24 protein-coding genes and 2 pseudogenes are annotated in these 23788 nt (G+C 67.4%); 10 read left to right on the forward strand and 16 right to left on the reverse strand.

All coding sequences use genetic code 11. The features are described 5' to 3' along the window. Nucleotides 1-98: 98 nt before the first annotated feature. Nucleotides 99-1856 carry a hypothetical protein gene (locus tag GNX96_RS23495; RefSeq protein WP_163569732.1) on the forward strand — a complete coding sequence of 586 codons (1758 nt, stop codon included), beginning with the start codon at nt 99-101 and terminating at the stop codon, nt 1854-1856. A 106-nt stretch (nt 1857-1962) separates the two neighbouring features. On the opposite strand, the gene GNX96_RS23500 is transcribed toward GNX96_RS23495, so the two are convergent. From GNX96_RS23500 to GNX96_RS23515, 4 genes are all read right to left on the reverse strand, one after another. Next, nucleotides 1963-2610, reverse strand: coding sequence for a glycoside hydrolase family 18 protein (locus tag GNX96_RS23500; protein ID WP_163569733.1), 648 nt, complete (start codon nt 2608-2610; stop codon nt 1963-1965). A 4-nt stretch (nt 2611-2614) separates the two neighbouring features. Beyond that, nucleotides 2615-2917, reverse strand: coding sequence for a glycoside hydrolase family 18 protein (locus tag GNX96_RS23505; RefSeq protein ID WP_163569734.1), 303 nt, complete (start codon nt 2915-2917; stop codon nt 2615-2617). A gap of 144 nt (nt 2918-3061) precedes the next feature. Beyond that, on the reverse strand, nt 3062-3436 hold the full coding sequence (locus tag GNX96_RS23510) for an RDD family protein (RefSeq protein WP_163569735.1): 375 nt from the start codon (nt 3434-3436) through the stop codon (nt 3062-3064). Between the two features lie 744 nt (nt 3437-4180). Then, nucleotides 4181-4537: a hypothetical protein gene (locus GNX96_RS23515; RefSeq protein WP_163569736.1), complete on the reverse strand. Its 357-nt coding sequence runs from the start codon at nt 4535-4537 to the stop codon at nt 4181-4183. Here GNX96_RS23515 and GNX96_RS23520 point away from each other — a divergent pair. Further along, nucleotides 4536-4697, forward strand: a complete 162-nt coding sequence (locus GNX96_RS23520; RefSeq protein WP_163569737.1) for a hypothetical protein — start codon at nt 4536-4538, stop codon at nt 4695-4697. The two genes, GNX96_RS23515 and GNX96_RS23520, sit on opposite strands and share 2 nt — an antisense overlap. A 236-nt stretch (nt 4698-4933) precedes the next feature. Here the strand turns inward: GNX96_RS23520 and GNX96_RS23525 are convergent, their stop codons facing one another. From GNX96_RS23525 to GNX96_RS23540, 4 genes and pseudogenes are all read right to left on the reverse strand, one after another. Continuing rightward, complete coding sequence (locus tag GNX96_RS23525; protein WP_163569738.1) at nt 4934-5452, reverse strand: MFS transporter; 519 nt, start codon at nt 5450-5452, stop codon at nt 4934-4936. Beyond that, nucleotides 5449-6570 (reverse strand): lanthionine synthetase C family protein, encoded by a 1122-nt coding sequence (locus GNX96_RS23530; protein WP_313885760.1) that lies wholly within the window; start codon nt 6568-6570, stop codon nt 5449-5451. Before GNX96_RS23530 ends, GNX96_RS23525 begins: the two co-directional genes overlap by 4 nt. Nucleotides 6571-7553: 983 nt before the next feature. Continuing rightward, nucleotides 7554-8195, reverse strand: a pseudogene (locus GNX96_RS67330) (class III lanthionine synthetase LanKC N-terminal domain-containing protein); the annotation flags it as partial. A 120-nt stretch (nt 8196-8315) separates the two neighbouring features. Next, nucleotides 8316-8495: a hypothetical protein gene (locus GNX96_RS23540; RefSeq protein ID WP_163569741.1), complete on the reverse strand. Its 180-nt coding sequence runs from the start codon at nt 8493-8495 to the stop codon at nt 8316-8318. A gap of 282 nt (nt 8496-8777) precedes the next feature. Between GNX96_RS23540 and GNX96_RS23545 the strand changes: the two genes are divergently transcribed. The 5 genes and pseudogenes from GNX96_RS23545 to GNX96_RS64650 all read left to right on the forward strand — a co-directional run. Then, entirely contained in the window at nt 8778-10220 is a 1443-nt protein-coding gene (locus GNX96_RS23545; protein WP_279581257.1) for a radical SAM protein, read from the forward strand. Further along, entirely contained in the window at nt 10196-10489 is a 294-nt protein-coding gene (locus tag GNX96_RS54540; RefSeq protein ID WP_279581258.1) for a heme oxygenase-like domain-containing protein, read from the forward strand. The genes GNX96_RS23545 and GNX96_RS54540 overlap by 25 nt, the downstream gene beginning before the upstream one ends. Further along, on the forward strand, nt 10476-10676 hold the full coding sequence (locus tag GNX96_RS23555; protein WP_163569742.1) for an aroma-sacti cluster domain-containing protein: 201 nt from the start codon (nt 10476-10478) through the stop codon (nt 10674-10676). The genes GNX96_RS54540 and GNX96_RS23555 overlap by 14 nt, the downstream gene beginning before the upstream one ends. A gap of 12 nt (nt 10677-10688) precedes the next feature. Next, nucleotides 10689-11285: an adenylate/guanylate cyclase domain-containing protein gene (locus GNX96_RS23560; RefSeq protein WP_163569743.1), complete on the forward strand. Its 597-nt coding sequence runs from the start codon at nt 10689-10691 to the stop codon at nt 11283-11285. Next, nucleotides 11282-11569 (forward strand): annotated as a pseudogene (locus GNX96_RS64650) (ATP-binding protein); the annotation flags it as partial. The gene GNX96_RS23560 and the pseudogene GNX96_RS64650, both read left to right, overlap by 4 nt. On the opposite strand, the gene GNX96_RS54545 reads toward GNX96_RS64650, so the two are convergent. After that, nucleotides 11510-11641, reverse strand: a complete 132-nt coding sequence (locus GNX96_RS54545; RefSeq protein ID WP_279581259.1) for a hypothetical protein — start codon at nt 11639-11641, stop codon at nt 11510-11512. The pseudogene GNX96_RS64650 and the gene GNX96_RS54545 sit on opposite strands and share 60 nt — an antisense overlap. An 11-nt stretch (nt 11642-11652) precedes the next feature. Between GNX96_RS54545 and GNX96_RS23570 the strand changes: the two genes are divergently transcribed. From GNX96_RS23570 to GNX96_RS23580, 3 genes are all read left to right on the forward strand, one after another. Then, entirely contained in the window at nt 11653-13638 is a 1986-nt protein-coding gene (locus GNX96_RS23570) for an ATP-binding protein (RefSeq protein ID WP_279581260.1), read from the forward strand. Next, entirely contained in the window at nt 13635-14387 is a 753-nt protein-coding gene (locus GNX96_RS23575; protein WP_279581261.1) for a S8 family serine peptidase, read from the forward strand. The genes GNX96_RS23570 and GNX96_RS23575 overlap by 4 nt, the downstream gene beginning before the upstream one ends. 73 nt (nt 14388-14460) lie before the next feature. After that, on the forward strand, nt 14461-15015 hold the full coding sequence (locus GNX96_RS23580) for a GAF domain-containing protein (protein ID WP_163569746.1): 555 nt from the start codon (nt 14461-14463) through the stop codon (nt 15013-15015). Nucleotides 15016-15076: 61 nt separating this feature from the next. Here GNX96_RS23580 and GNX96_RS23585 read toward each other — a convergent pair whose 3' ends face one another. The 7 genes from GNX96_RS23585 to GNX96_RS23615 all read right to left on the reverse strand — a co-directional run bounded on the left by GNX96_RS23585 (nt 15077) and on the right by GNX96_RS23615 (nt 23518). After that, nucleotides 15077-16144 carry an NB-ARC domain-containing protein gene (locus tag GNX96_RS23585; protein ID WP_163569747.1) on the reverse strand — a complete coding sequence of 356 codons (1068 nt, stop codon included), beginning with the start codon at nt 16142-16144 and terminating at the stop codon, nt 15077-15079. Next, a complete protein-coding gene (locus tag GNX96_RS23590; protein WP_279581262.1) occupies nt 16084-16791 on the reverse strand; it encodes an AfsR/SARP family transcriptional regulator in 708 nt (235 codons plus the stop codon). The genes GNX96_RS23585 and GNX96_RS23590 overlap by 61 nt, the downstream gene beginning before the upstream one ends. Nucleotides 16792-16936: 145 nt before the next feature. After that, nucleotides 16937-20140 (reverse strand): ATP-binding protein, encoded by a 3204-nt coding sequence (locus GNX96_RS23595; RefSeq protein WP_163569749.1) that lies wholly within the window; start codon nt 20138-20140, stop codon nt 16937-16939. Further along, entirely contained in the window at nt 20127-20285 is a 159-nt protein-coding gene (locus GNX96_RS23600; protein WP_163569750.1) for a hypothetical protein, read from the reverse strand. The genes GNX96_RS23595 and GNX96_RS23600 overlap by 14 nt, the downstream gene beginning before the upstream one ends. A gap of 136 nt (nt 20286-20421) precedes the next feature. Then, nucleotides 20422-21096 carry an AfsR/SARP family transcriptional regulator gene (locus GNX96_RS23605; RefSeq protein WP_279581263.1) on the reverse strand — a complete coding sequence of 225 codons (675 nt, stop codon included), beginning with the start codon at nt 21094-21096 and terminating at the stop codon, nt 20422-20424. Next, nucleotides 21086-22264 (reverse strand): hypothetical protein, encoded by a 1179-nt coding sequence (locus GNX96_RS23610; RefSeq protein ID WP_163569752.1) that lies wholly within the window; start codon nt 22262-22264, stop codon nt 21086-21088. The genes GNX96_RS23605 and GNX96_RS23610 overlap by 11 nt, the downstream gene beginning before the upstream one ends. 162 nt (nt 22265-22426) lie before the next feature. Then, a complete protein-coding gene (locus GNX96_RS23615; RefSeq protein ID WP_279581264.1) occupies nt 22427-23518 on the reverse strand; it encodes a hypothetical protein in 1092 nt (363 codons plus the stop codon). Between the last annotated feature and the right edge of the window lie 270 nt (nt 23519-23788).

The following is a 23788-nucleotide window of genomic DNA, read 5'->3' on the forward strand; positions in this document are numbered from 1 at the left end:
TACGGTTAACGTGCCCTTAAAGTGCAGCGCTGCCTGCCCAAACATCGCCCCGGACCGTCCGCCCGAGAGGGCCTTGGGATGTGGCAGGGTACGACCTCATGACCAACGCAGAAGGCGTCGCCGACCCGCGGCTGGAGGCCGAGGGCGAGCTCTGCATGGCCCGGATCGCGCTCGACGAGGGCGACCGCCAACACGCCGCCGACCACGTGGCCCGTGCGCTCGTCTGCGCCCCGACGCTGCCCGAGGCGCACGAGTTGCTCGCCACGCTCGGCGACCTGGACCTGTTTTCGACCGAGCAGCCGGCGTACCTCGGAACAGTGGTCGCCCGGGCGCATATGCTCGCCGCCCACGGCCAGGCCACCGAGGCGCTGAACCTGCTGGTTTCCGCGCAATGCCACGACCCGGATGGCCACTGGGCAGCCGTGCCGTGGGTTCTCGACCCGGCGCTGGCGGCTCACCTGGACCCGGACGACCTCAGCGGCTGGGTCGGCCGGCTGCTCGGCGTGATGGCCGACCCGGTCGGCGCCGACCGGCGGGCGCCCTTCCAGCCATACCTGCAGCTCATCACCGCCGCGCTCGGCGCCCATCCGAGCGCCGCAGCGCTGTTCGTCAGCGCGTCGATGTTCGTACGACGGATGGGCGATCCGGTACGTGCCGCTGACCTCGCGTTGCGCTCCGAGCAGCTGCGACCGTCGTTCCACGCGGCGCTGGCACTGGGCTACGCGTACCGGGCGCAGCAACGCATCGCGGACGCGGAACAGGCATGGCTGCGCGCGCTGTCGTACGACCCGGGCAACCTGGCGCTGTTCACCGACATCGGCGAGCTACTGGAAGGCGACGGCCGGGCCGAGGAGGGCCTCGCATGGGTGGAGCGCGCGCTTGAGCAGGATCCGGACGACGAGAGCGCGTTCCCGACCGCCTGCGGCATGCGCTTTCGGCGGGACGACGACCCAGCCCACCTGGTGGCGCTCGCCGACTACGTGGCCGCCCATCCGGACAACGGGCACGCGGACAACGTGCTTCAACAGGGCGCTCGTACGCGCTACTGGCTCGGCCCGATCCCAGCGGCCAGTGAGGCCGTGGTCGATGTTCTGGCTCAGGTGATCGAAAAGGAGGGCGCTGGCGACGACGGCGGATCGCTGACGTTGACGCTGTCGGCCCCTGAGCCGCCGAGCGCACTGCTTGCCTGCGAGCGCGCGCTTCCACACTTCACGATCACCATCACTGACCGCCCTGAGCCGGACGCGTGGTTGCCGGTGCCGCAGTTCCACCCGCAGGTGCCGCAGGCCGCGATGGACTATCTCGTGTGGCGTCCGGACGGGAAACCCGCGGTGCGGCCGCCGTCCGAGAACGCGCTGGAGGCGCTGGAATCGCTTGCCGGGTGGCGATGGCGGCATCTTCCGGCCGCGTTCGACGACGCCGTACGCCTCGCCAGCCTGCCGTTGACCGACCTCCTCGGCGTCCTCGTCCATCCGCCGACGGCACCGGATCCGACCCAGTGGCCGGAGTGGATTCGCGCCGTCCAGGCCTGGGCCTGCCTTGGCATCGCCCACCACGACGCCGACCAGCCTTGGCGTGAGTCGACCCGTCGCGCGGTCCTTATAGACCTCGCCTTCGGTCCTGAGGACTGGGTCACCGAGGCCGCTTTGTTCGCGCTGATCGCGACCGCGTGGGTCGACGCGGACGTACGCGAGGATGTCGCCAACCTGGTCGCCTGGCGGTTCATCGCGGCTCTGGACGCGTCGAAGACGCGCCCGGTGACCATTTCCGGGTCACTCGCTCAGCTCGTACTGATCACTCCGCTGGCCGAGCCGTCCATCGTCGATCTCGCCCGTACGCACCTCTCGGCCGACTAGGATGCCCACTACCCTCACTGTATGAGCGATTTGTCAATCAAAATCGTGCGTCGGCTGCGACGGGCCGCGGCTGCATCAGGAGATGGCGACGCGGCCGGACGCCGGATCAGCTGGTGATGGCGTTGAAAATCTTCGAATACGCGTAGCCGGTCTTTTTGTCGAAACTGTACATCTCCCAGAACGACAGCTCGGCAACACCATTGCTGGCAGCGAATGTTTCCAGTGTTTTCGCGTTGGCCTGGGTGAAATTCTCGTCGTCGTCATTCTTGCCGGCAATCGGAGTCAGACCAATCATCGCGTACGCGGCCGAAACCGAGATCCCGTAAAGGTTCGCCAACTGGCTCGCGGTTGCCTTGGCCGCCGAAATAGCGTTGTTGAGGGCGCTTTCCCCGTCGCCGAAGTCCATTGTCATCAAGTTGACTACGGAGACTTTCACCCCTTTGCTTTTGGCGTCCCGGAGCAGTCCCATTTCCTCGGACGGCAGGCCATTCGGGGCCACCGGGAGCGTGTATTCGACCTGTACGGCCGGATTTTGCGTCTGCAGCGCGGCCAACGCGGCATTGCGTCGAGAATTGGACGTGCTGTCGTCCAGGATCGGTCCTTCGATGTCGAAGTCCAGCCGTGGCACCGAATAGGTGTTGATGACGTTCGCGTACGCCGCGGTCAGGCTCGTGGTGTTCGTGCAAGTCTGCGCGACCTCGTGCCCCCCGCCGCCACCAAAGGACGGCATCACCTCGCCGCCGGCGGCCTGCAACGCGTTAATCTGCGACTTGAACCCCTCCGACGCCCTCGCTGTCGTCGGCCTCCCAGTAGGAACTGCAGCCGGAGTTCGCGCTCAGAAAGGCGAGTTTGAAGAACTTCGTACCGGTGGCCTTCATATTCCCCGCCATGTCGTCGGCGTTGTAGCTGCCGATCTCCAGGTATGGCGCCGCATAGTGGGCTGGGAAGGCCGGGCTCGCTGCTGCGGCACCACCGGCTGCCGGGACGGCACCGACCATCGCGGCACTGACAACTATGGGTAGCGCTGCGCGCAAAAGCGCCTTGGCGGGGGACGTACGCATGCTGGCTCTCCCTGAGACGACGGTCCTCACGACCGAAGACGGCTACCCGTCGCTCCCGCCCGAACGACAGTTAGTGCTAAATAGCGAAAGTTATACCCGTACGCGCCATCTGAGGGCAATGGTGAGGCCGTTGTCGGTCAGTCGTCAGGCCCTCGTACGCGTCGGCGCATCGAGCGGCTGATGTCTCGCCGCGACGATCAGTCGGCTCTTGCCCGGGTCCAGACCTGAGCTCGCTCCGCCACCAAGCTCTGCGGCGAACACCGCGACCAGAAAACTGTTGCGGAACCAGTATCGGACCAGCTGCCAAAAGCCGGCCCGCTCGCCGTACTCCGTCACGACCCGCAAGCCAACAATCAGCTTTCCGATGCTGGCGCGGAATATCCACTGCACCAGAATCCGATTGAAGACCGAGAACCCGACCACCGCTACCGGGACTTGCCAGGTGACGTGCACGCCGCCCTCGATCCGATGCCCGCCACCAACCAGATAAGCGGCCACCCCGACCACGACCGTCAGCACAAGGTCAATCCCCCCACCCCACTCGCCCGATGCCAGAACCCCGCCGGCTGAAGCACCTCGTTTCCCCCATTCCCAGACCTTTCACCCAGCATATCCAACCCCCATGCGCCAAAAAGTTAGGGTCTCGCACGCCCCCGTTCGGCCCCACCCCGTGCGGGACTGTCACCTCTAAACCAAAGTGGTCAACTTTGTACGGGACCCAGTCACCCACCCCCCCACGTACCCCCCCCCCCGCGCGAGACCGTCACCATTTCCATCAAGTTGGTCAACTTCGACGGGACCCAGCCCCGTCCGGCGCCATCGGCCGCCAGGCCGATGTTGTCGCCCCTCCGGCAGGGGCGTCGCTTTTCTAGGGCCCACCGCTTTTTTGGTAGGCCCTAGAAAAGCGACTCTCGTAGCCGTAGTCGACGGCGCCCGCGCCGAAGGCGCCAGAAACACAGGGCGGATCGGCAGTAACCATCGGAAAATCCCGCCCCCCGCCACCGGTCTTTGGTGGGCGGGGCGGGATTTTCCGATGGCTGGTAGACGAGACGCCGCACCCTCACAGACACCGCTCTTAACCAGGGCGCCCATCTCCCCAGCACACACCGCTTTCAACCGGGCCGTCATCTCCGCAGCACACACCGCTTTCAACCAAGGCGCTCATCTCCGCAGCACACACCGCTCTCAACCAAGGCCGCACCTCCCCAGCACACACCGCTCTCAACCGAGGAGGGCCCCTCGCCCCCGCAGTAGACATCGCTTTTAACCAAGGCCCTCGCCGCTAGACGTCCCGATGGGTTCGGCGGGGGGGGTAGGGATAGTGAAGGCGAGTACGGCGAGGGCACCCTGCGCCAGCGCGAAAAGGCCGGCGGTGGTGCCGAAGGAGAGTTGCGAGAGCAGGATGCCGGCGGCCAGCGGGCCGCACGGTTGCAGGATTTGGGCGAGGAAACTGCTCGACGCGGTGACTCGGCCGTAGATGTCTTCCGGCACCACTTTGGCCATGATGGTCGCGAGCACCGCCCCGATGACCGGAGTGAGCAGGCACAGTGCGGAAAACGCTGCGACGAACGGGATGACCCCGCCACCGGCCCAGGCGATCGCCAGCAGGACGGCACTCATGGTGGGGCCGGCGGCGAGCACCACCGAAAGCGGCAAACGGCGTTTCGCGTACGGGGCGATCAAAGAGCCGGTCAGGCCGGCTATTCCGGCGAAGCTGACCGCCCGCCACGGCGCGGCGGCACCGCCGGCCTGGCGGGCGGTGCCCAGAATCAGCGCATAGCCGAAGGCCGAGAAAATTACGTTGGCTAGCGCGAAATACCCCGAAGACCAGCGCAGGAACCGGTCTTTGACCAGATATCGCCAGCCGGCCGCGATTTGCGGTAAAAAAAAACCGCTCGCGGCGGACCTCGGCCGTACGCGCGACCAGCCGATTTCGGGCCAACATTGCCACGCACAGCGCGGAAACCCCGAAGGTGAACGCGTCGACGGTGAAAGGTGCCCAGGGCCAGAGAGCCATCAGCGGTCCGGCCACCGCCGGTGCGGCGATGCTCGCGCCGTACGCACGCGCCTGGTTGAGCGAAACCGCCGTCCCCAACTGCTCCCCCGGCACCGCTCGCCGGACGATTTTGCTCTGGCTTGGCTGGAAAATCTCCTGCGCGGTGATCGACACGACCACCAGCCCCAACGCCACCAGCAGCGGCAGTCCCCAAACGAAGACGCAGAACGCGACCGCCGCGCCGCGACCGCGACCAGCCGGGCAAGGTCACAGCCGAGCATCAGCCGGCGCTGATCCCAGCGATCGGCCAGATAGCCGGCTGGCACTCGGACCGCGAGGCCTACTATGAGCATGGCGGTGCCGATAATTCCAGCGGCGGAAGGAGAATAGCCAGCCGCCAACAATGCCAACGGTACGGCCAAAGATGTCATCGACGAGCCGAAATCCGACAGCGCCTGACCGATCCACAGCAACCGAAACTGCCGGTTGTTGCGCCGCAGCGGGACGGTGGTGGCCACCCGCCCCGCCGCCAGCGTCATGCGTCACGCTCCAGCAGGTCGTCCAGCACGAAGTTCGGGTTGGTCCGGGCACCCGGCCGGGCCCGCCGCAGACGATCGAGGAACAACGCGACGCCGGCGGATCCGGAAGCGAGGTCGCAGCTTTCCCGCATGACCTGTTCTCCCGGGAAGACAATGCCTTCCGGCCGCTCGGTGGCATTGCACAGGACGACCGCGGCGGACCGCTGCGCGTCACCGAGCAACTCCGGATCGCCGAGGAACTCGTACGCGTCCAGCAGCGCGTTGCCGATGCCGCTGGCACCGTGGAAAAGCTGCGGGAAGGCGACAAACTTGTGCCGTACGTCCGGCAAAATGTCCTCGATCCACTGCCGCAACGCCGGATCTCCTGTGACGTGGTGATAACGAAGGAGCGTGGTGAGGACGCCGGCGGTGCCCTTGTCCCAATACTGGCGCAGACTTTCCGACGGCTTGCCGTCGGTCGCGACCGCGGCCGGGAAAGACAAAAAGCCGCTAGGCGTCGGTTCAGCGCACGAGAGATCGAAGTCCAGCGCCGCCCGGCCGAGCGCTAGCACGTCCCGGTCACCGGTGGCCGCATGCAGGCCGAGCAGAAACATCGCGACACCTGAGGCACCTTGACCGTAACCGATGATAGTGGTGTCCTCGTCAACCGGCCAATGTGCGCGATCGTCCTCGCGGACCGCGGTTTTGGCAAGCTGCTGCTGTGCACCGATTTCTCGGGCGCGGTCGAGGAACTCGGTCAACCCGGTGTCTCGCCAGAGCCGCAGGCAGGCCATTGCGTGACCGGCCGATCCGGCCAGAATTCCTGGCTCGTCCAGTAAAAGCGGATGCTCACCAGCGGTACGCAGGGTCTGGACGGCCAGCTCCTGGTGGCCCATCGCGGACAGCGCCCAAGCGACTCCGGCGCTCCCGTAGTAGAGACCGGGTGGCATCGCATCGTGTCCGGTTGAGTGTCGTAGAGCCCACGACAGGAACGGATCCGAGACCTCCGCGCCCAGTACGTGCAAGGCATAGAGAGTCCCGTACGCGCCGTACGCCAACGAAAGCGGGTTGGTTTCGAAGACCAGCAGGTCGGAGGGGAACAAGCGGTCCTCGCGGCTGAGATCAGCCGTCGTACACATGTATTCCACCACGCCCTCGAGCGTCGCGTCGATCCGTTTGTGCAGGCTGTCACTGGAGATTGGATCCGGCACCAGCGGCTTCGCGCGAGTGGTGGAGCGGTTTGCCAGGCGGTGCCGAACGGAATGTCCGCGATGCGCTTGCGAATGACATCCGGGTCCGGCAGCGGCGCGTCCTCGTCCCGCAAGTCCTCGATCAACGAAGTCAGCTCGACCGGCAGGTTCAGGTCGGCGGCCACTTCTTTGAGCAACTGACGGGGAATATCCCGGTTGACGGCATCGACCTGGGCGCAGACCAACACACAGCTGAGCAGTACGCCACCGAGGGCGTAGTAGTCGGACCTGCGGTCGCCCGTCTGGCTGGTGGCGGCTTTCTTAGTCACCATCCCCCATGTGCACATCCGGGCGCCCTCGTCGACGCCCTCGTGGAAGGCGCATTCCAGGTCGATCACCTGAACTTTGTCGTCCGGTGTGACCATCACGTTGGTCGTGGAAAGGTCGCCCAGCACGATGCCCCGCTCGTGGGCGACCGCGACGGCCTCGGCGACCTGCAACCACAAACCACGGAATCGCTGGTAATACTCGGTGAGGCTTTCCGGACTCAGATCGAGGCTGTAGACAGGATTCTGGGTGATGCTGAGATACCCGATGTGGGATCCCTCAATGTATTCCTGGGCGACGAAGGCGTGCTCCCACTGGGTGAAGAAGGAAATCGGTCGTACGAACAGGCCGGTGTCAGCAAGGTCGCTCAGCAGGTCGTACTCGTGGCGCAGCAGATCAACGGCGTCACGTCCTTTCGGCCCCACCTGCACACCCGGCCGTGCCTCCCGCAACACCACCTCGGCACCTGCCTCGGTGTCGATGCCCTTGTAGATGCCACCGCGATTGCTGAAGCTGATCGCGCTCTCGACGGTGAACCGACCGCCCGCCAAGGCGGTGGTCTCGCTGTCGATCTCCCTACTGGGCGCGAATTTCCGGGCCACCGGGTCGTCGGCCCAGTCGGGCATCGACCAGTAGGGAGTGCGCAGGTCACGGACCAGGGTGCCGTCCGGCTCGGCGATCATCAGCTCACGCAGTCCGGTCGGGCGCAGCTTGGGCAGGCTTTTGAAGCCGCCATAACGATAGAAGACCACGCGTGACCCGGGATAGCGCCGGTCGGAGAGAATGTACGGCCCCTCAAAGCCCGCCAAGGCCTTGGTCAGATCTTCGGCAACAGCGTGGAACTGCTGCTCATCGGCTGGGTAGACGGCGATGAATTTCCCGCTCGAACCTCGGCCGTAGGACTTGCCGTTGGCCTCCATAAGCGCAGCCGGGTCCATCAGGAATTTGAAGCGTACGCCCGCATCGCGCAGCACCGGCAGGGCCAGCCGCAAGGTGTCGGCACCAGTGCCGGAGGTCGCGCTGACGTGCAGTTTCCAACCCTGGTCCGGCATCGGGGTGTCTGGCGGCTCCGCGATCATCCAGTAGCCGTGCCGACGCAGCGGCCAGCCGCCGGGCATGATTTCCCGATAGTGCCGAAGAAAGTCGCTGCTGGGAGATCGCCGGGTGAAGTTCTCGAACCATCGCGGATGGTGCGTCATATAGGACAACATCTGTTCCCAGTCGACCAGCATCGCGGCTCGCCCCATTCCTCGAGGTTCGGTTTTCAGATCGTCAGGTGGTCTTGCAGAGGCTCATGCCCATAGACGCGATGTGGGGAGCCGTGTCGAAAGACAGGCTCCCCACCCCGCGTGTCCTGTTTCGGTGCGTTAGCTGGCGGTGCAGACGGTCCCGGCCACACACGAGCTGCAGCTCATGGCCGGTTCGTTGAAGCCGGGCGCGCCACCCTTGTCGGTGTCGAGCTTCTGCAGGCCCAGCACGCCGTGCGCCTCGACCTCGTCGGCCTCGGTGGTCTCTTCGGGCTCCGGGGCGGTGTTCTTTTCGGACATGGCGAGTCCTCCTTGTTCTGGCGGGGCACCGGCCTGCTCTCACCGGTACTGGCCGCCAACCTAGGAACGTCCGGTGGAGATTCGGTATGCGCTCGGTGAAAACCCAGCTAGCCGCCTATCTCGATGCGTCGCAGGACTCGCGCTGGCCCGCCAAGTGGGCCGCTGATCTGCGGATATACCGAGCTTTAAGCGGCTGACAGCCGGCCACACGAGACTAGGACGTGTCTCCTCATCCACCTGGAATGAGGAGACACACCCTAGGCGCGGTGAGGGAGGTGGGCGATGCGGCTGGCTGAAATGATGGCCCTGCGTCAGGTGATCGGCGCCGGCGCGCTGGTGACGGTGACCGAGCGGTGTCCACTCAGCTGCGCCCACTGCGCATCGGCGGCGACTCTCGCCGGCCGACAGCTCGACGCGACCGCGCTCCTTCGCTTCTTGTCCACCTTCACCGCGAAATGCCGTCCCGAGGTGCTGATGTTGACCGGCGGCGAGCCGCTGACCCGGCCACGGCTGGTGGTCGAAGCCGCCCGGCTCGTACGGTCCGCCGGCACTCGTACGGCAGTGCTCTCCGGTGCGTTTTTCGCCCAGGGCAAAGGCATCCCGCCATCCATCCGGGAGGTCGCCCGCGCTGTCGACCATTTCTCGCTGAGCCTGGACGTTTTCCACGAACGCGAGGTAGCCCGCGAGAACGTCTTCGGTGCTTTGCATGACCTCCTTCGGTCGGGCGTAGCGACCAGTCTGCACGTGGTCGGGACTGGGCCCGACGACCCGTATCTGGCCGAGGTAAGCGAGGAAGTCGTCGCCCGTTTTTGGCGCGGCCGTACCGATGTTGGTCAGCGAGCTGCGCCCCATCGGCCGCGCGGCCGCCTGGGCGCGCCGGCCCGCGCTGCCGGATCCCACGCTGGTGGCGCCCTGCGCGATGGCGGCCTGGCCGGTGATCACGACAGACGGACGGGTGACCGCCTGTTGCAACCAGGCGGTGGTGGATGGTCGTACCCGCCCAGATCATCTGAGCCTGGGCCGAATCGACACCGCGACCTGGCCGGCTGTCCTGGAGAGAGCCAAAAACCTGCCGATGCTGCGGATGGTCCGGACGGTTGGGCCACTGCACATCGCCAGCCGTACGGCCGAACCTCCCGACGACTACTGCACAACCCCACCGGCTCAGCGACTCGCCGGCCGCGACGCAATGGGTGGCCAAGGCCGACGGCCCAGCCGGCGAACTGCTGGAGGCGGCCGCGATCCGCCGTGGACTGGCCGGTGGACCGGCGGCTTTGCTGCGCAGGCACGGAAGCGGACGATATTCCCACCTGGTCGGCAGCGCGGAGGCAGCGGATGAATGACCTGCGAGCGGTGCTGGAGTTGGTGACGCCGGCGATCCAGCGAAGTTCGGCGGCCCTCTGGCAACCAATGGGGTTACGGGAACGGTATTCGCGCTACCTGGCCGAAATGCACGCGGTCCTACGAGCATCGGTGCCGTTGATGGTGATGGCCGGCGCGCAGACCACCAACCCCGTGCTGCGCGACTATTTCGCCGAACATGTCGAAGAGGAACTCGGCCACGACGACTGGCTGCTCGACGATGTGGCCGCCGTCGGGCTCGACCCCGACGCGGTACGGGCCAGCCCACCGTCGGCGCTCGCGGCGCGGCTGGTCGGACCGCGCAGTATTACTGGATCCAGCACTACGACCCTGTCGCGTTGCTCGGCTATCTGGCCGTACTAGAGGCAAACGCCCCTTCCGCACTGCTGCCCGCCCTGCTTTTCGAGCGAACGGGTCTGCCGGCGCGAGCTTTTCGTACGCTGCGCCATCACGCCGAGGTCGACGGCGGACACAGTGACGCCGTCTTCGCGATCCTCGAACAGCTCGATCCGCCACCATCGCATCGATTCGCCATCCGCACCAGCGCCCTGCATACCGCGAGCGCGCTGATCGCCCTTTTCGACAGTTTGAGCCGTCCGACCGGAAAGGATCAGCACGATGACCGATCATGAGGCCAACCTACGTACGCTCGCGGATGCCGGTTTCCCGATGGACACGTTCACCGATGAGCAGCTGGCGGTTTTCGCTGAGCTCACGCCCGGAGAACTCGACCTCATCGTCGACATCAAGGCCCGGTTGGACGCCGTCGAGCCGGAGGTCCAGGCCCATGCCGCGGTGGCCGGCGCGGCGCTTTTCTAGGCAGGCAAAGAAATGCATTGCGTCGCCTGTGCCGCCGCGCTGCCGGCAGCTGCCCGGTTCTGCCCGTCCTGCGGCTCGCCGTGTCCACCTACGCCGGTTCCTCAGGTAGAGCGCCGAAAACTCGTCACCGCGTTGTTCTGCGATCTGGTCGGCTCCACCGAGCTTTCCGGCATCCTGGAGCCGGAAACCCTGAGATCGGTCGTGCTGCGCTATTTCGACGTGATGCGAGACCAGATCGAAGCACACGGTGGGCTGGTGGAGAAATTCATTGGGGACGCGGTGATGGCCGTTTTCGGGATCCCGACAGTGCATGAGAACGACGCGCACCGAGCTGCCGCGGCCGCGTTGGACATGGTGGCGGCCCTCGCCGAACTGAACGAGGATCTCAGCCGAACCCTGGGCTGCCAGCTGGCCGTACGAATCGGTATCAACACTGGAGAAGTCGTTGCCACCGCACAGGAGGGCACGAACGAGAACTGGTGTCCGGCGAGGTCGTCAATGTGGCCGCGCGACTGGAGCAGAACGCCGGCGTCGGCGAAGTGCTCATCGGTCCTATTACCCGCGAACTGCTCGGCACCGCCGCGACAGTCGACAAGCTCGGTCCGGTGACGTTGAAAGGAAAGCGGGACGCTGTCGCGGCTTTTCGTTTGACCAGCCTGCAACCGTACGCTGTCGATGGTCACCGAGCGGCTTTTGTTGGACGCGAAAGCGAACTCGGGCGACTGCGGGCGGCATGGGCGGGCGTACGCGACGGCCACGGCGGCCGGCTGGTGACGGTTTCCGGCGAGGCCGGCATCGGCAAGACCCGGTTGCTCCAGGAATGGCTGGCCGGTCTACCGGACGGCGAGGCGCTGGTCGGGGCCGGCCGCTGCCACCCGTACCGCGACGAAGCCAGCCTCACCCCACTCGGGCAGGCGTTGCGACAGATCTTGGAAAAGGCTGAGGACCGCAGCCCGCTGGAGCATTCGGATCACGTATGCTGCGGACCGGCCTGTTGCACGACGGCACTCCTGGACGGTCACCGGAAAGCACGTACGCGGCGACGGCCGCGATGCTGCGCGGGCTGGACCGGCCGGTCGCATTGCTGTTCGACGATCTTCAGTGGGCGGACCAGATGTTGCTCGACGGCATCGCACATGTGGCCACCGCGCTGGAAAAGGATCGCGTGCTATTGCTTTGTTCAGGGCGCGTCGAGACCACCGTTGATCTCGCTCTCGCTCCACTGTCCACAGTGGAGGCGCACGAGCTGGCCGCTGGGCTGCTCGAACTGCAGTTGCACGGGCCGGACCTGCTGACCCGGGTGATCGAACGGGCCGAGGGAAATCCGCTCTATCTTGAACAACTGCTGGCAATGCTGGAAGAGGGGGCCGATGCCGACGAACTGCCGGCCACGGTGAACGCCGTGCTGGCCGCGCGCATCGATGCCCTGCGGCCGGCAGAGCGTACGACATTGTGCGCGGCCGCGGTCATCGGCAGGCAGTTTGTCCCGGCCAGGGTCGAGGCGCTCAGCGACACGGTGGCGCCGCTGGCCGAACTGGTACGACGCGGCCTCATCGAGCCGGTACGCGGGCAGGACGGGTGCTATCGATTCAGCAGCGGGCTGCTTCGGGAGGTGACCTATCGCGGCATCAGCAAGAGGCGCCGGGCCGACTGGCACGAGCGGCTGGCGGACACCCCGGGGACCGGCATCGCCACCGAAGGCCACCATTTCGAGCAGGCCTATCTGCACCGCCACGAGCTGGGGTTACGTGACGAGCGGACGGAAATCCTGCGGAGCCGGGCCGCGCTGGCCCTCACCGAGGCAGCCCGCACCGCACTCGCCCGCGCCGACCTCTCCTGGTCGGCGGACCTCGGCCAACGTGCGCTGCGACTGTCCACAAAGGACGACTTGTGGTGGAAGGCGGCCGCACAAAGCCTGGGCGAGACGTGGCTCGCGACCGGCCGGACCGTCGACGGCGACCAACTGCTGAGGGAAGTCATGGCCGCGGCCGGCGACGATCAACGAGCGTACGCACATGCCAAATTGCAACTGGCGGCGCTGCACCCGGAGTCGGGCGTCGGTTCGGCCGCTGAGATCGCGACCGAGGCACTTCCGGTTTTCCAGGCAGCACAGGACAATCTCGGACTGGCGCGAGCGTATGTCCGACTGGGCCAGGAACAGCAGACTCTGGGCTCGTACCGAAAGGCCGATGATCTACTGGAGGCTGCCTTGCAACATTCGGTCGTCGCGAAGGCTGCCCCAGAGCGGGCGACCGCGCTCGGCGCCATCGGAATTTCGCTGTGGCAAGGCCCCACTCCGGCCACCGAGGCGGTCCGACAGTGCCAGGACCTTCTCGTACGTTACGGCAGCGACCACGATATCGTCGTATTGACGCTCAACTATCCACTGGCCAACCTCTTCGCATTGCAGGGCCTCGACACCGAAGCACAAGAGTGCCTGAACACGGCAAATCGGTTCGCCCGCGACCTTGGTTACGCCGAAGCGGCGGCCTTTGTGCCGTTGTTCACCGCGGGAGTCGAGGCATTGGCCGGGCGGTGGGAAAAGGCCGAGATGCTTTTGCGAGAGGCGATCGCACAGTGCCAGGCCACCGGGAATGCGGGGCTGCTGATCAATGCCTCCCGCGACCTCGCGAGAGTGCTGGTACGCAACGGAAAGCGGCCCGACCCAACCCTGTTGGACGGCGGCGATGATTTCCCGCCCGCCGAGGCCGCCGATCATCTCGGCGCCCGGGCGATCACCGAGACCGACGCCCGGCTAGCCGTCCAGTTGGCCCGTGCCGCGGTTGCGGCAGCCGAAACGACCGACTCGCCCATCACCCGCGCCACCGCCTATCTCGACCTCGCTCAGGCCTGTCGCTCGGCCGGTGTGCCCAGCACCGCGGCGAAAAGGGCGGCCGAATGGTTTGGTCGCAAAGGCCATGTCGTTGGTTGCCAAGCTGCCGCAGCGATCGGAGCAGTATGACCCGCCAACTCAGCTGGGGCCTGCGCGGCAAAGGTCCGGCGGACATTCAACTCCCCGCGGTCGAGATTGACCGGGTCACGCCCGACTGGGCGTGGGGTGGTTCTCGCGGCGCGGGCATCCGAGTCTGCGTTATCGACAGCGGGATCGAAGGCGACCACCCGCTCGTCGGTCCGATCACTGCGTCGTACGAGGTTTTCAACAGCACTGACGGACCGCAAGTGCGTCCCACCGATCATGTCGACACCTGCGGGCACGGGACCGCCTGCGCGGGCCTCATCCGCGCCTTCGCGCCGGACTGCGAGCTTTACAGCGTACGAGTGCTGGGCGAGCGGTTCAGCGGCACCGGCAGTTTCATGCTGGCCGGGCTGCGCTGGGCCGTGGAGCAGGGCTATGACGTCATAAACATGAGCCTTTCTACTACGCGAACACAGTTCGCGCATGAGCTGCACGAGCTGGCAGACGAAGCGTATTTCCGTCGCACGGCGATCGTCGCGTCGGCTCACAACACGCCAGTCGTCAGCTTTCCGTGGCGGTTCTGCTCGGTGCTGTCGGTCGGCAGTCATCAGGAGCAAGATCCGAATCTGTATCTTTACAACCCGTCACCGCCGGTCGAGTTTTTCGCCCAGGGCCAGGATGTGCGAGTGGCGTGGCCCGGCGGCGGCACCACCCGTACCACCGGCAACAGTTTCGCCACCCCCCGAATCGCCGGACTTTGCGCACTCACCTTGGCAAAAAACACCCACAGCTGACGATTTTCCAGCTCAAGACCGTGCTCTACCTCGCCGCGGCGAACGTGCACGCCACCGAAGAAGGAGACCAGCCGTGACCCACAATCTCGCGCCAACGGCCGACGCCGGTACGCGCGCTCTCTTGCAGTCGGTGGTCGAGGTCGCGAAGGCCATCTTCGGCGCCGCCGCGAGCTCGGTCTTCCTACTCGACGAGCCGGCCGGCGAGCTGGTTTTCCAGGCTGTCGCGGGCGAAGGCGAGGACTTCCTGGTCGGCACCCGAATGCCGGCGAACCGTGGCATCGCCGGCTGGGTGGTCAGCTCCGGGCAGGCGATGATCGCCGACGACCTGGCCGCCAACCGATCTTTCGCCCGAGACCTCGCCGAGTCCACAAAATACGTTCCACAGGCACTGATGGCCGCACCCCTGCTCTCCGACGACGACGTGCTCGGGGTCCTGCAGGTGCTCGACCCGGCACAGCAGTGCCGTTCCGACCTCGGCGACCTGGATTTGCTGTCCCTGTTCGCAAATCAGGCCGCGACGGCGATCCGCGTCGCGCAGCCGTGCCCCCGCTGCACCGAACCGTCGGCCAGCTACGGCCCGCAACTGGTCGACGAGTTCCTCCAATTCCTCAGACAGAAATCGGCATAGCAGTGTGCTGTCGGTGTGGTCTCGGACGTTGAGTGCGGCACAATGTCCCACACTCGATGAGCTAAGCGAGTTTTCGGCAGAACCAGTAGGCGAAGGCGGGCATGTCGTAGCGGGCGTAGCCGAGGCCGACTTCACGGTCCGGCGCGGACAGCAGATGGCACTCGAAAAGCGACTCCAGTGCCCGTACGCCCGGAGCTGGCAGCGCGGCGATCACTTGGTCATGCTCGAAAGGCGGTGGTGGGAGCCAGGCGACAGCGTGGTACGCGGCTTTCTGCAGTTCGGTCAGATTGCGGTAGAAAGCCTCGTACCGGGGCCGCAGTTCCAACTCGCCCGCCGCCATCTCGTCGAGGACGCAAGGTGAATCCCGGAACCGAGCGGAGTAGTCCAACAGTCGCAGGTGCCGCAGGGCGGTCAGTTTCGCGCCGACGATGCGTACGGCCAAAGGCAAACCTTCGCAGCAGTCGAGGATTTCCGTCGCTGAGCGGCGATCCGCGAGCACTCGGCCGCGGCCGGCGATCCGGCCGAGGAGTTCGACCCCCTCGGTATCGGTGAGGGGCGGAAGGGTAACCCGCAGCACGGATTCGACACCGCTGAGCCGATGTCGGCTGGTCACGATGACCCCGCTGGTACGGCTGCCGGGGAGCACCGCCCGAACCACGTCTTCGCGTACGGCGTTGTCCAGCACCAAAAGCAGCCGCCGGCGAGCGATCCACGACCGCCATCGGGCCAGCGCCGACGACGGCGGGCAGACCTGCCCGCCGATTCCGATCAGGTCCAGCAGTTCGGCGGCTACCGCGGTCACACTTTTCGGACTACCGTCGGCCTCCGCGAGGTCGAGCATGACCTGACCGTCCGGAAAATTGTCTCGTACGAGGTGTCCTATGTGGACCGCGAACGCCGACTTGCCGGATCCGATGGGGCCGGATACGACGAGGACGTTCACCGCACCGAATCGCTCGGCTACCTGGTCGATTTCGGCTGCCCTGCCGACAAAGTCCGGCAGGTCGCGGGGCAGTTGGTTGCCCAGCGCCAACGGCCGAGTCGCCGGCGTACGACCGCTCCCGCTGATCACCTGGCTGTAGGTGAGCGCCAACTCCGGGCTGGGATCGATGCCCAGCTCGTCCGCCAACGCCCGCTCACCAGCCCGTAGTGCGCAAGCGCCTCATTCGCGCGACCGGCGCTGGCCAGCGCCCGCATCCACAGCCCACCCAGCCGTTCTCGCAACAACTGCGAGCGTACGTGCCCCGACAACACGTCCAGCACGGCCGCGCAGTCGCGATCCAGCTCCAGCTCGGCCCATTCCTCCAGGGTGGAAAGGAAAAGCTCGTACCGCTGGGTCACTTCGGCGGCAAGGCAGGGCTCGTCGCCGAAGCCGCCGAAGTCGCCGAACGGCTCGCGCCACAGCGCAATAGCCTGACCAAAAGTCTCGAGTGCCACCTCCACATCACCCTCCCGCAACGATTGCCGACCATGCTGCGCGAGCCGCTCGAAACGCAAAAGGTCACATTCGTCCGGCCCTATCTGGAGACGGTAGCCGCGGCCGACATATCCTAGTCTGTCGCCAAAAACCCGGCGCAGTTTGCAGATGTACACCTGCAGGTTCTTCCGGGCCGTACGAGGTGGGGTATCCGCCAGAGCGCGTCGATCAGCTCTCCCACCCCGACCACCGAGCCCGCCCGGCAGAGCAGCAAGGCCAGCAGCAGGCGCTGTTTCGGGCCACCGGTGTCGGCGGAGATTCCGCCGGAGATAACGGAAAAAGCACCAAACGTGCGGCATTCGATAACGGGCGGCACGGCTGGCGATCGCGAGTTTGGAGTACAGATGGTGGCAAGGGAGGTCCGCATGGTCGAAATCCCTCCGTATCCGCAGGCGGCACGAGCGTGGCCGGCCGGGATTGGAAAGGGATAGGACACCGATTGGATCAGTACGCGGCGAGTTCGGCGAGTTTGGCCTGCGAACGCTCCTGCCAGAGCAGGCAACCCATCTCGCCGTTATGTCGAACGGCCTTCTGCAGCAACGAAATCGCGAGTGTCATATCGCCCGCAGCGGCAGCGGACGCACCGAGAAAATGGTCGATGGAGCCCCAACACAGGATCGCCGAACCAGTGGTAACCGTGCGGCCGGAATAGGGCAGCAGCCGCTCCAACGCGTGCCGGCTCGACTCGGCATCACCGCATAACGCCCACGTGTACGCGCGTACGGCCATCTGCATCAGCCACAGCCAGTCCGGCGGCGGCTCCGGCAGCCGGCCGGCCGGCGGGCACTGCTCGCGGGCCTGCGCGAGCTTGCCCTGCAGCGCGGACACCAGACCGAGATGCTCAGCCGAAACCGGGCTGGCCAGGTCCTGATGGCCCCGCAGCGCGGCCTCTGCTTCCTGGTATCTGCCCTGGTCAAGCTGCCAGGACACGAGTTGCGCAGTGAGCGCCGGCTGGTCGCCCCAGACGGTTTGGTGATGCAGGTCGTACGCCTTGCGGGAGAGCCGGACGGCCGTCTGCGTACGCCCCGCGAGCCCTTCACGCATGGCCGTCCACCAGCTCAGATGCACCTCGACCTCGACCAGCTGGGTGCGCTCGTTCGCCACCGCGCAAGCGTCGATGTCGGCCTGCGCCGCGGCCATGTCACCGGCCTCCAGCCAAGTCAACGCCCGGCGCAGCAAAACTCGCGGCGCCCAGTCCGACGTGACGCCGGCGGTGGCCGCCAGCTCGACCTGCTCTCGTACGATCTCGTGCCGTTCGGTCAGCGTGTCGGGATGCCGAATCGCCTGGTGACGCAGGTGCAGCGCGCGCAGCAGCAGGTCGGGATCGGCGATCCGGCGAGCCATCGCGACCGCTGCCGCGGACGGCCGATCCGGCTCCCGGCCGTCCGGTCCGACCTCGAAGTACTGCTCGGCCGCGACCGCCGCGAGGCACAGGCAGCGCAGTGCCGAGTCGTCCGGCGGCAACTGACGCAGGGCCTCCCGCAACGCGTCGACGACCGCGCGGTCGGTGGCCCGGTATTCCCGCATCGACCAGAACGACTCGGCGCTGTAGGTGGTGGCCGCGACCGCGAGAGTTTGTACGTCGTCCAGCTCGCGGGCCAGCCGGATCGCCCGCCCGAGCGCGGCGGTGGCCTGCTCGTGCAATCCGGCCCGGCAGCTCGTGCGCCCCAGTCGTACGAGCAAGTCCAGCAGCCGGGCGGTGTCGGCGGCGGACCGCGGCACGGCGTACCGGTCGATGGTGTCGATCACGGCGGCGAGCAGGGTGGCCGCGTGCGCGTGGGCGTGCATCCGGACGGCCCGGTCGGCCGCCAGCCGGCCCGCGTCGATCGCCTCCTCGGCGTGCCCGACCCGCGGCCGCGGCCAGCCAGTGGAACGCCACCGCCGACAGCACGTCGTCCGCGCCATCGGGGGCGTGTGCGGCACGTATTTCGCCAGCGCGGCGGCGATTCTGGCGTGCCACCGGGCCAGCCGGAGCTGCGAGACCGCGGCCCGGAGGGTGTCGCGTACGAGCGCGTGGCTGAAGCGATAGCGCCCGACCGCGCGTCCCTCCGTCACCAGCCCCCACTGCAGCGCCGCCTCCATCGCCTCCCACAGCGCATCCTCGGACAGGCCACAGACATCCGCCAACACGGCGGCCTCGAACTCCTCCCCGATCACCGCCGCGGCCAGCAGGATGTGCTCGACCTTGCCCGGCAGCCGGCCCAGCCGGTGCTGGATCAGGTCGCGGGTGCCGTGTGGCAGCGCCTCGGCCAGCGACACCGGCCCGACCTTGGGCAGCAACCGGGCCAGCTCCACCACATGGAACGGATTTCCGCCCGAACGCCGGTGAATCACTCGGGCCGCGTCCGGGTGCTCGGCAGCGCCCGGCTGGCCGGCCAACACCAGCTCGACCTCGTGCTCGGTGAGCCGGCGCAGCGGCCAGCGGGTCGCCCACCAGCCGGTCAGCTGCGCGACCAGGCCGGCGACCGGGCCGGCAAGATCGGCGCCGTCGCGGCTGGCGGCGACCACCAGCAGCGGCAGCTCCGGCAACATCGTGGTCAGCACGCGCAGCACTCGTACGGTGTCCAGGTCTGCCCAGTGCAGGTCGTCCAGGACCACCAGCAGCGGCCGGAGTCGAGCGGCTGCCGCTACGACCTCAGCGATGGCGGTGTGCAACTGCTGCGCGCGGTCCGCCACCCGACCCACGTCCAGCAGCGCGCCAAGGCCGGATTTCGCGGCCAGCTCACGTAAAGTCGGGCCGCCCTTGTCCAGCAGCGTACGCAACACGGACACCCACGGCCATAACGCGGAGGTGCCTTCGCCGTCCGGGCAGCGGCCTAGTACGACGGTGAAGCCGCGCTCCGCGGCCGTGCTGGCCGCCGCCTCGGTCACCCCGGTCTTGCCGATGCCGGGCTCGCCGGTGACCAGGAACAGCCGGCCACGACCTGCGCTGGCCGACGACAGCGACTGCTGCAGCGCGCGCAGCACGTCCTCGCGGCCGGCGAGGCTGACCGCCGGACCCGGATCGGCCGACTCCGGCCCGGTTCGGGCCAGGTCCAGGTCCACGTCCTGGTTGAGGATCGCCTGCTCCAGCCGGCGCAGCGTGGGCCGCGGCTCGATGCCCAGGTCGGCGACCAGAATCCGACGCGCCTCCCGCAGCGCGGCCAGCGCCTCGGCCTGCCGACCGCTCCGGTAAAGCGCCAGCGCCAGCATTTCCCACCGGCGCTCGCGCAGCGGCTCGGCCGCGACCAGCAACCGAAGGCCGGCGGCGGCTCTGGCCGTACGCCCCGCGGCCAGCTCGGCCTCGGCCCGTTCTTCCTGCGCGGCGAGCCGCAACTCCTCCAGCTCGGCCGCCGCGGTGGCCGCGAACGACGCATCCGCGAACTCCCCGAAAGCCGGCCCGGTCCACAGCTCAAGCGCCCGGTCGAGATCGTTGAGCGCGTCCAGATGACGGCCGTGCGCCCGCGCCGACGCGGCCGACGCCACCAGTTGGCGGAATCGCAGCGCGTCCAGCTGGCCGCTCTCCACCCGCAGCCGGTATCCCAGCGGCGAGCTGGTGAGAACGGTTTCGGCTCGGGGCGTACGCCCCGGCTCCAGCGCTCTTCGGAGATTTGCCACGTACGCACGCAAAGTCCCAATCGCACTGGCCGGCGCGTCAGCGCCCCACACGGCCTCCACCAACGCGCGGCACCGGCACCGCCGCGCCTGGTTCGACAAGCAGCGCGGCCAGCACCCGCCGCTGCTTGGCGCCGCCAAGATCGACAGCGTGGCCCTCGGACCGCGCTCCCACCGAACCGAGCACGGTCAGCCACACGCTGGCAATCCTAAAGCGCGGGGCCCGACAAAGTGGTCAGCTCTCTGGCCAAACTGGGCCGCCAACCGGCCGTCGGAGCGAGATCCCCGGCCAGCGCCTGCTCGAGCTTGGCCCCTTCACGCGGTCTTGGACGAATTCATAGCGTGCGGTGGTCGAAGGCGGCTGGCACGACGTCGATCTCGCACATTTTCGTGACGTACGCCCGATAGCGCTGGCGGGCTTGACCGTGCCGGCCGGCGGCGCTGAGAGCACGTACCAGGGTGAGGTGTGCCTGCTCGTCGAAGGCGTCGCGTTCAAGCGCCCGCAATGCGTACGTTTCAGCGGAGTCATAGTCGCCGGTGTGAACAGCGGCGCGGGCCAGGACCCGGACCAGCGAGAGGTATTTCGCCTTCAGCTGCTCGCGAACCGCCACCGCCCAGTCCTCGTAGCGGTCCTCCGCCAAGAAATCGCCGGTGTAAAGAGTCTCGGCCAGCACCAGCATGCGGACGGCGTCCGGGTCGTTGCGGTGGTACGCGGCCTGCGCGTCCCGTGCGGCGGCGAGGAAAACCTCAAAGTCGAGGGTGATATTTCTCAGCACGAAAGAGAACTTGTCGGCAGCCACGAAATGGCCGGGCGGAAAGTGCCGCTCCGGGTCGAAAACCGCGCGTACGGTGGAAAGTGCCACGGACAGCCGGTTCGCACATTTCGCTGGTGGTTCGTCCGGCCAGAGCTGGTCGATCAGCGTCTCCCTTGCGGCCGGCGCCCCGCGCCGGGCGAGCAGGATTTTCACCAGGTCGCGGGCCTTCCTGGACTGCCAGGCGTCAGCCGGCACAGGCTCGCCGGCGCGCAGCACCTGGAAGCCACCGAGCGTACGAATATGCAAACGGCCCGGCCGGCGGTGCCGGCACGAATGCCAACAGGCCACCGGCGTCTGCCGTCTCTTTCACGCCATAGCCACGTAAAGCGGCGGTCGCCGCGGCCAGCACCGGCGGCGCGGCGCCGGTCGCCCTGGCCAGCGCCAGCGCTACCCGGGCGGCACCGATGCGGTGACCGGCGGCGGCCCAACAGTTCGCCGCCTGGCCGAGCAGGCGTACGCGCTCGTCCGCGTCGACGGCCGCGGCGGCCCGAAGCTCCAACACCTCAGCCAGTCCGCCACGGTCGACACCCATTCCGACCGCCGCCGCGGCGGCGGTCACCGCGACGGCCAGCCGGTGGGCGTCCCTTCCCACCAACGCGACCCAACCGGCGGCCAGCTGGGCACGCAGCCGGATCGGCCCCTCGGATTCGGCGAGGGCCTGGGTGACCAGGTCAGCGGCGATATCTGGTTCGGCCGTGGCCCGTACCCTCGCGAGCCCGCACAGCGCCAGCGCGGAGGTCTCGCGGTCACCGGAGTCGGCGGCGATCTGGGCCGTCTCTCGGTACGCGGCCGCGGCGAGCTCGAGGTCGCCGCGCTCGCGGTGCACCTCGGCGATGCCCAGCAGCGGTCGGGCCGTCGCCCGGCTGCCGCTGCGCTGATAGCTGTGCAGCGAGGCGCGGAAATCCTCGGCCGCGCCATCGAGCTGACCGAGACCGAGTTTGGCGAACCCCCGGTGATAAAGCGACGCGGTCAGCGCGCCATTCACCGTCCCGGCCCGGGACGTGAGACTGACCAGGTCGTCCAGTCGGGCGAGGCCAGCCGCGTACTGACCTCGCACGATGAGACTGCGGGCGTGATTCGCCTGTACGAACACGACATGCACGAGGTCACCCCAGCAGTGGGCGGCCTCCACCGCGGCTTCATGATGCTGATCGCAGTCGACGTCGTTGAGCATCCCGATCGCACTGTGCGCGGACGCGAGCGCGCCCGGGTCGCCGCACTCCCGGGCCAGCTCCAGCGCCCGGGTCGCTGCCTCTCTCGCCTCGACCGGCTCTTCCCGTACGACGTGCGCGAGCGCGGTCCAGGCCCACACCGCCGCCGCGTCCACGGTTTCCGCGTCGGAGAGGTCCGTGCGCTGGCACACCTCCAGCGCTTTGTTGTGCTCGCCGAGAAAAAACGGTGGATAGCGGCGATCCGCCAGGCCATCCGGGGATGCAGGCGGCCCTCCCGCTCGACGGCCCGGTACATGTATCGCAGCGCGCCTGGCCAGTCCCCCTGCGCGAACCGCGTTCGCCCCTCGATGCGTTCAATCTCGGGCGTACGTACGCGCGGAGGCAAACCGTCCAAAGCGGCCGCGATCGCGTCCGCGACCGGGCCGCTGATCACCGGCTTCGGCGGATGTTCGGTGAAGAAAGCGGCGGTCGCATCCGGATCGTCGAGCGCCGCGACGCACTCGATCGCCGACTTGTAGTCGTGGTGGTCGAAAAAGTAGTCGGCGGCGCGCCGGTGCAGTGCCGGGTGCGGCCGCGGCGACAGTGCCCCGCACCACCAGACGGTGTACGAAGAGGCCGTCCGGACCTCGACGCAGGACGCCCAGGTCGGCCAGCGGGCGCAGTCGGCTGGCCAGCTCCGGCAGCCCGATCGCCGCACAGAGGGTCGGCGTGAGCCGCGGCAACCGCGCCACCTCGGCGAGCATCCGCCGGTCTGGACCGTCCAGAGCATCCACGACCTCGGCCTTGACCTGGTCCACCAGCGATTGTTGCGCTTCCATCGGATCGGCCTCGCGGTGCGCGAGCACCCATTCTCCGGCGGCGGCTGTCATCGCCGGCCAGCCCGCGGTGAGAAGGTGGAGGTCGGCGATCAGCGACTTCCCGGCAGCACCGAGTATCCACTCCAGCACCGCGGCGGTTTCGGCCTCGGTAAAGGCAAGGTCCACGGCTGTGACGCGGTGACAGCTGCCCAGCTGAAGGTCCCGGCGGGACGCGACCACCAGGCGCCAGTCAGGCGGCAGGTGCTCCCCGATCGCGCGCAGAAACGCCGTCGCGTCGGGTGACAGGTGATGGGCGTCGTCGACCACCAGCAACGCCGGCCCGCTCGCGCCGCACAAGGCACCGGCGACTTCCGACGCGCTCGTACGCTCCCAGTCCGCCGGCAGCAGCCGGCCGACGGCGTCGAACAGGCCGCGAACCAACGCCGGACGAACGGTCTCGGCCACCGGCCGGTATTCGTACGACGCAAACCAGAAAGGGACGCTGAGCATCGTCGCGAGCAGGCCCGACTTGCCGAACCCGGCGGCAGCTGTCACCGCCACCACCTGCTGGCCCGGGTCGTCCAACAGCCGCGCCACCAGCTCCGACCGGTCACAGGCCAACCGCGACCTCGATAACTCGGCGGTCACCGCCAGCGTCCCAGCGAACACATCGCGTCGATCTCCTGCCTGGGATCTTATGCACTTTTGTACTCAGATGACCTATTAGCATAGCGAACGAGTGGCCGACTCGGGCCCACTTCGGCGACCACCCAGGATCAGCAGCGCCGACAGCGGACAAGTTGTCTTGGACGGTGACCGTAGCGCGGTGAACTTGGCTCAGCTGGCGGCCGCTGCCGGACAAAGGTGATGAGGAATGTCACTTCCGACTGGCCCGAGCCAAATCTACGCTGAATCTCC

It is taken from the genome of Fodinicola feengrottensis, from assembly GCF_010993775.1.
In the GTDB taxonomy this organism is placed as follows: Bacteria; Actinomycetota; Actinomycetes; order Mycobacteriales; family HKI-0501; genus Fodinicola; species Fodinicola feengrottensis.

Bases quoted from the DNA above. Each gene is read 5' to 3' on its own strand.
- GNX96_RS23525 (WP_163569738.1), bottom strand. From the start codon at position 5,452: ATGACGCTGGCGGCGGGGCGGGTGGCCACCACCGTCCCGCTGCGGCGC.
- GNX96_RS23575 (WP_279581261.1), top strand. From the start codon at position 13,635: ATGACCCGCCAACTCAGCTGGGGCCTGCGCGGCAAAGGTCCGGCGGAC.
- GNX96_RS23570 (WP_279581260.1), top strand. From the start codon at position 11,653: ATGCTGCGGACCGGCCTGTTGCACGACGGCACTCCTGGACGGTCACCG.
- GNX96_RS23495 (WP_163569732.1), top strand. From the start codon at position 99: ATGACCAACGCAGAAGGCGTCGCCGACCCGCGGCTGGAGGCCGAGGGC.
- GNX96_RS23505 (WP_163569734.1), bottom strand. From the start codon at position 2,917: ATGCGTACGTCCCCCGCCAAGGCGCTTTTGCGCGCAGCGCTACCCATA.
- GNX96_RS23515 (WP_163569736.1), bottom strand. From the start codon at position 4,537: ATGAGTGCCGTCCTGCTGGCGATCGCCTGGGCCGGTGGCGGGGTCATC.
- GNX96_RS23545 (WP_279581257.1), top strand. From the start codon at position 8,778: ATGCGGCTGGCTGAAATGATGGCCCTGCGTCAGGTGATCGGCGCCGGC.
- GNX96_RS23530 (WP_313885760.1), bottom strand. From the start codon at position 6,570: ATGTGTACGACGGCTGATCTCAGCCGCGAGGACCGCTTGTTCCCCTCC.
- GNX96_RS23520 (WP_163569737.1), top strand. From the start codon at position 4,536: ATGGTGGGGCCGGCGGCGAGCACCACCGAAAGCGGCAAACGGCGTTTC.
- GNX96_RS23560 (WP_163569743.1), top strand. From the start codon at position 10,689: ATGCATTGCGTCGCCTGTGCCGCCGCGCTGCCGGCAGCTGCCCGGTTC.
- GNX96_RS23540 (WP_163569741.1), bottom strand. From the start codon at position 8,495: ATGTCCGAAAAGAACACCGCCCCGGAGCCCGAAGAGACCACCGAGGCC.
- GNX96_RS23555 (WP_163569742.1), top strand. From the start codon at position 10,476: ATGACCGATCATGAGGCCAACCTACGTACGCTCGCGGATGCCGGTTTC.
- GNX96_RS23590 (WP_279581262.1), bottom strand. From the start codon at position 16,791: ATGCCGCACGTTTGGTGCTTTTTCCGTTATCTCCGGCGGAATCTCCGC.
- GNX96_RS54545 (WP_279581259.1), bottom strand. From the start codon at position 11,641: ATGCTCCAGCGGGCTGCGGTCCTCAGCCTTTTCCAAGATCTGTCGCAA.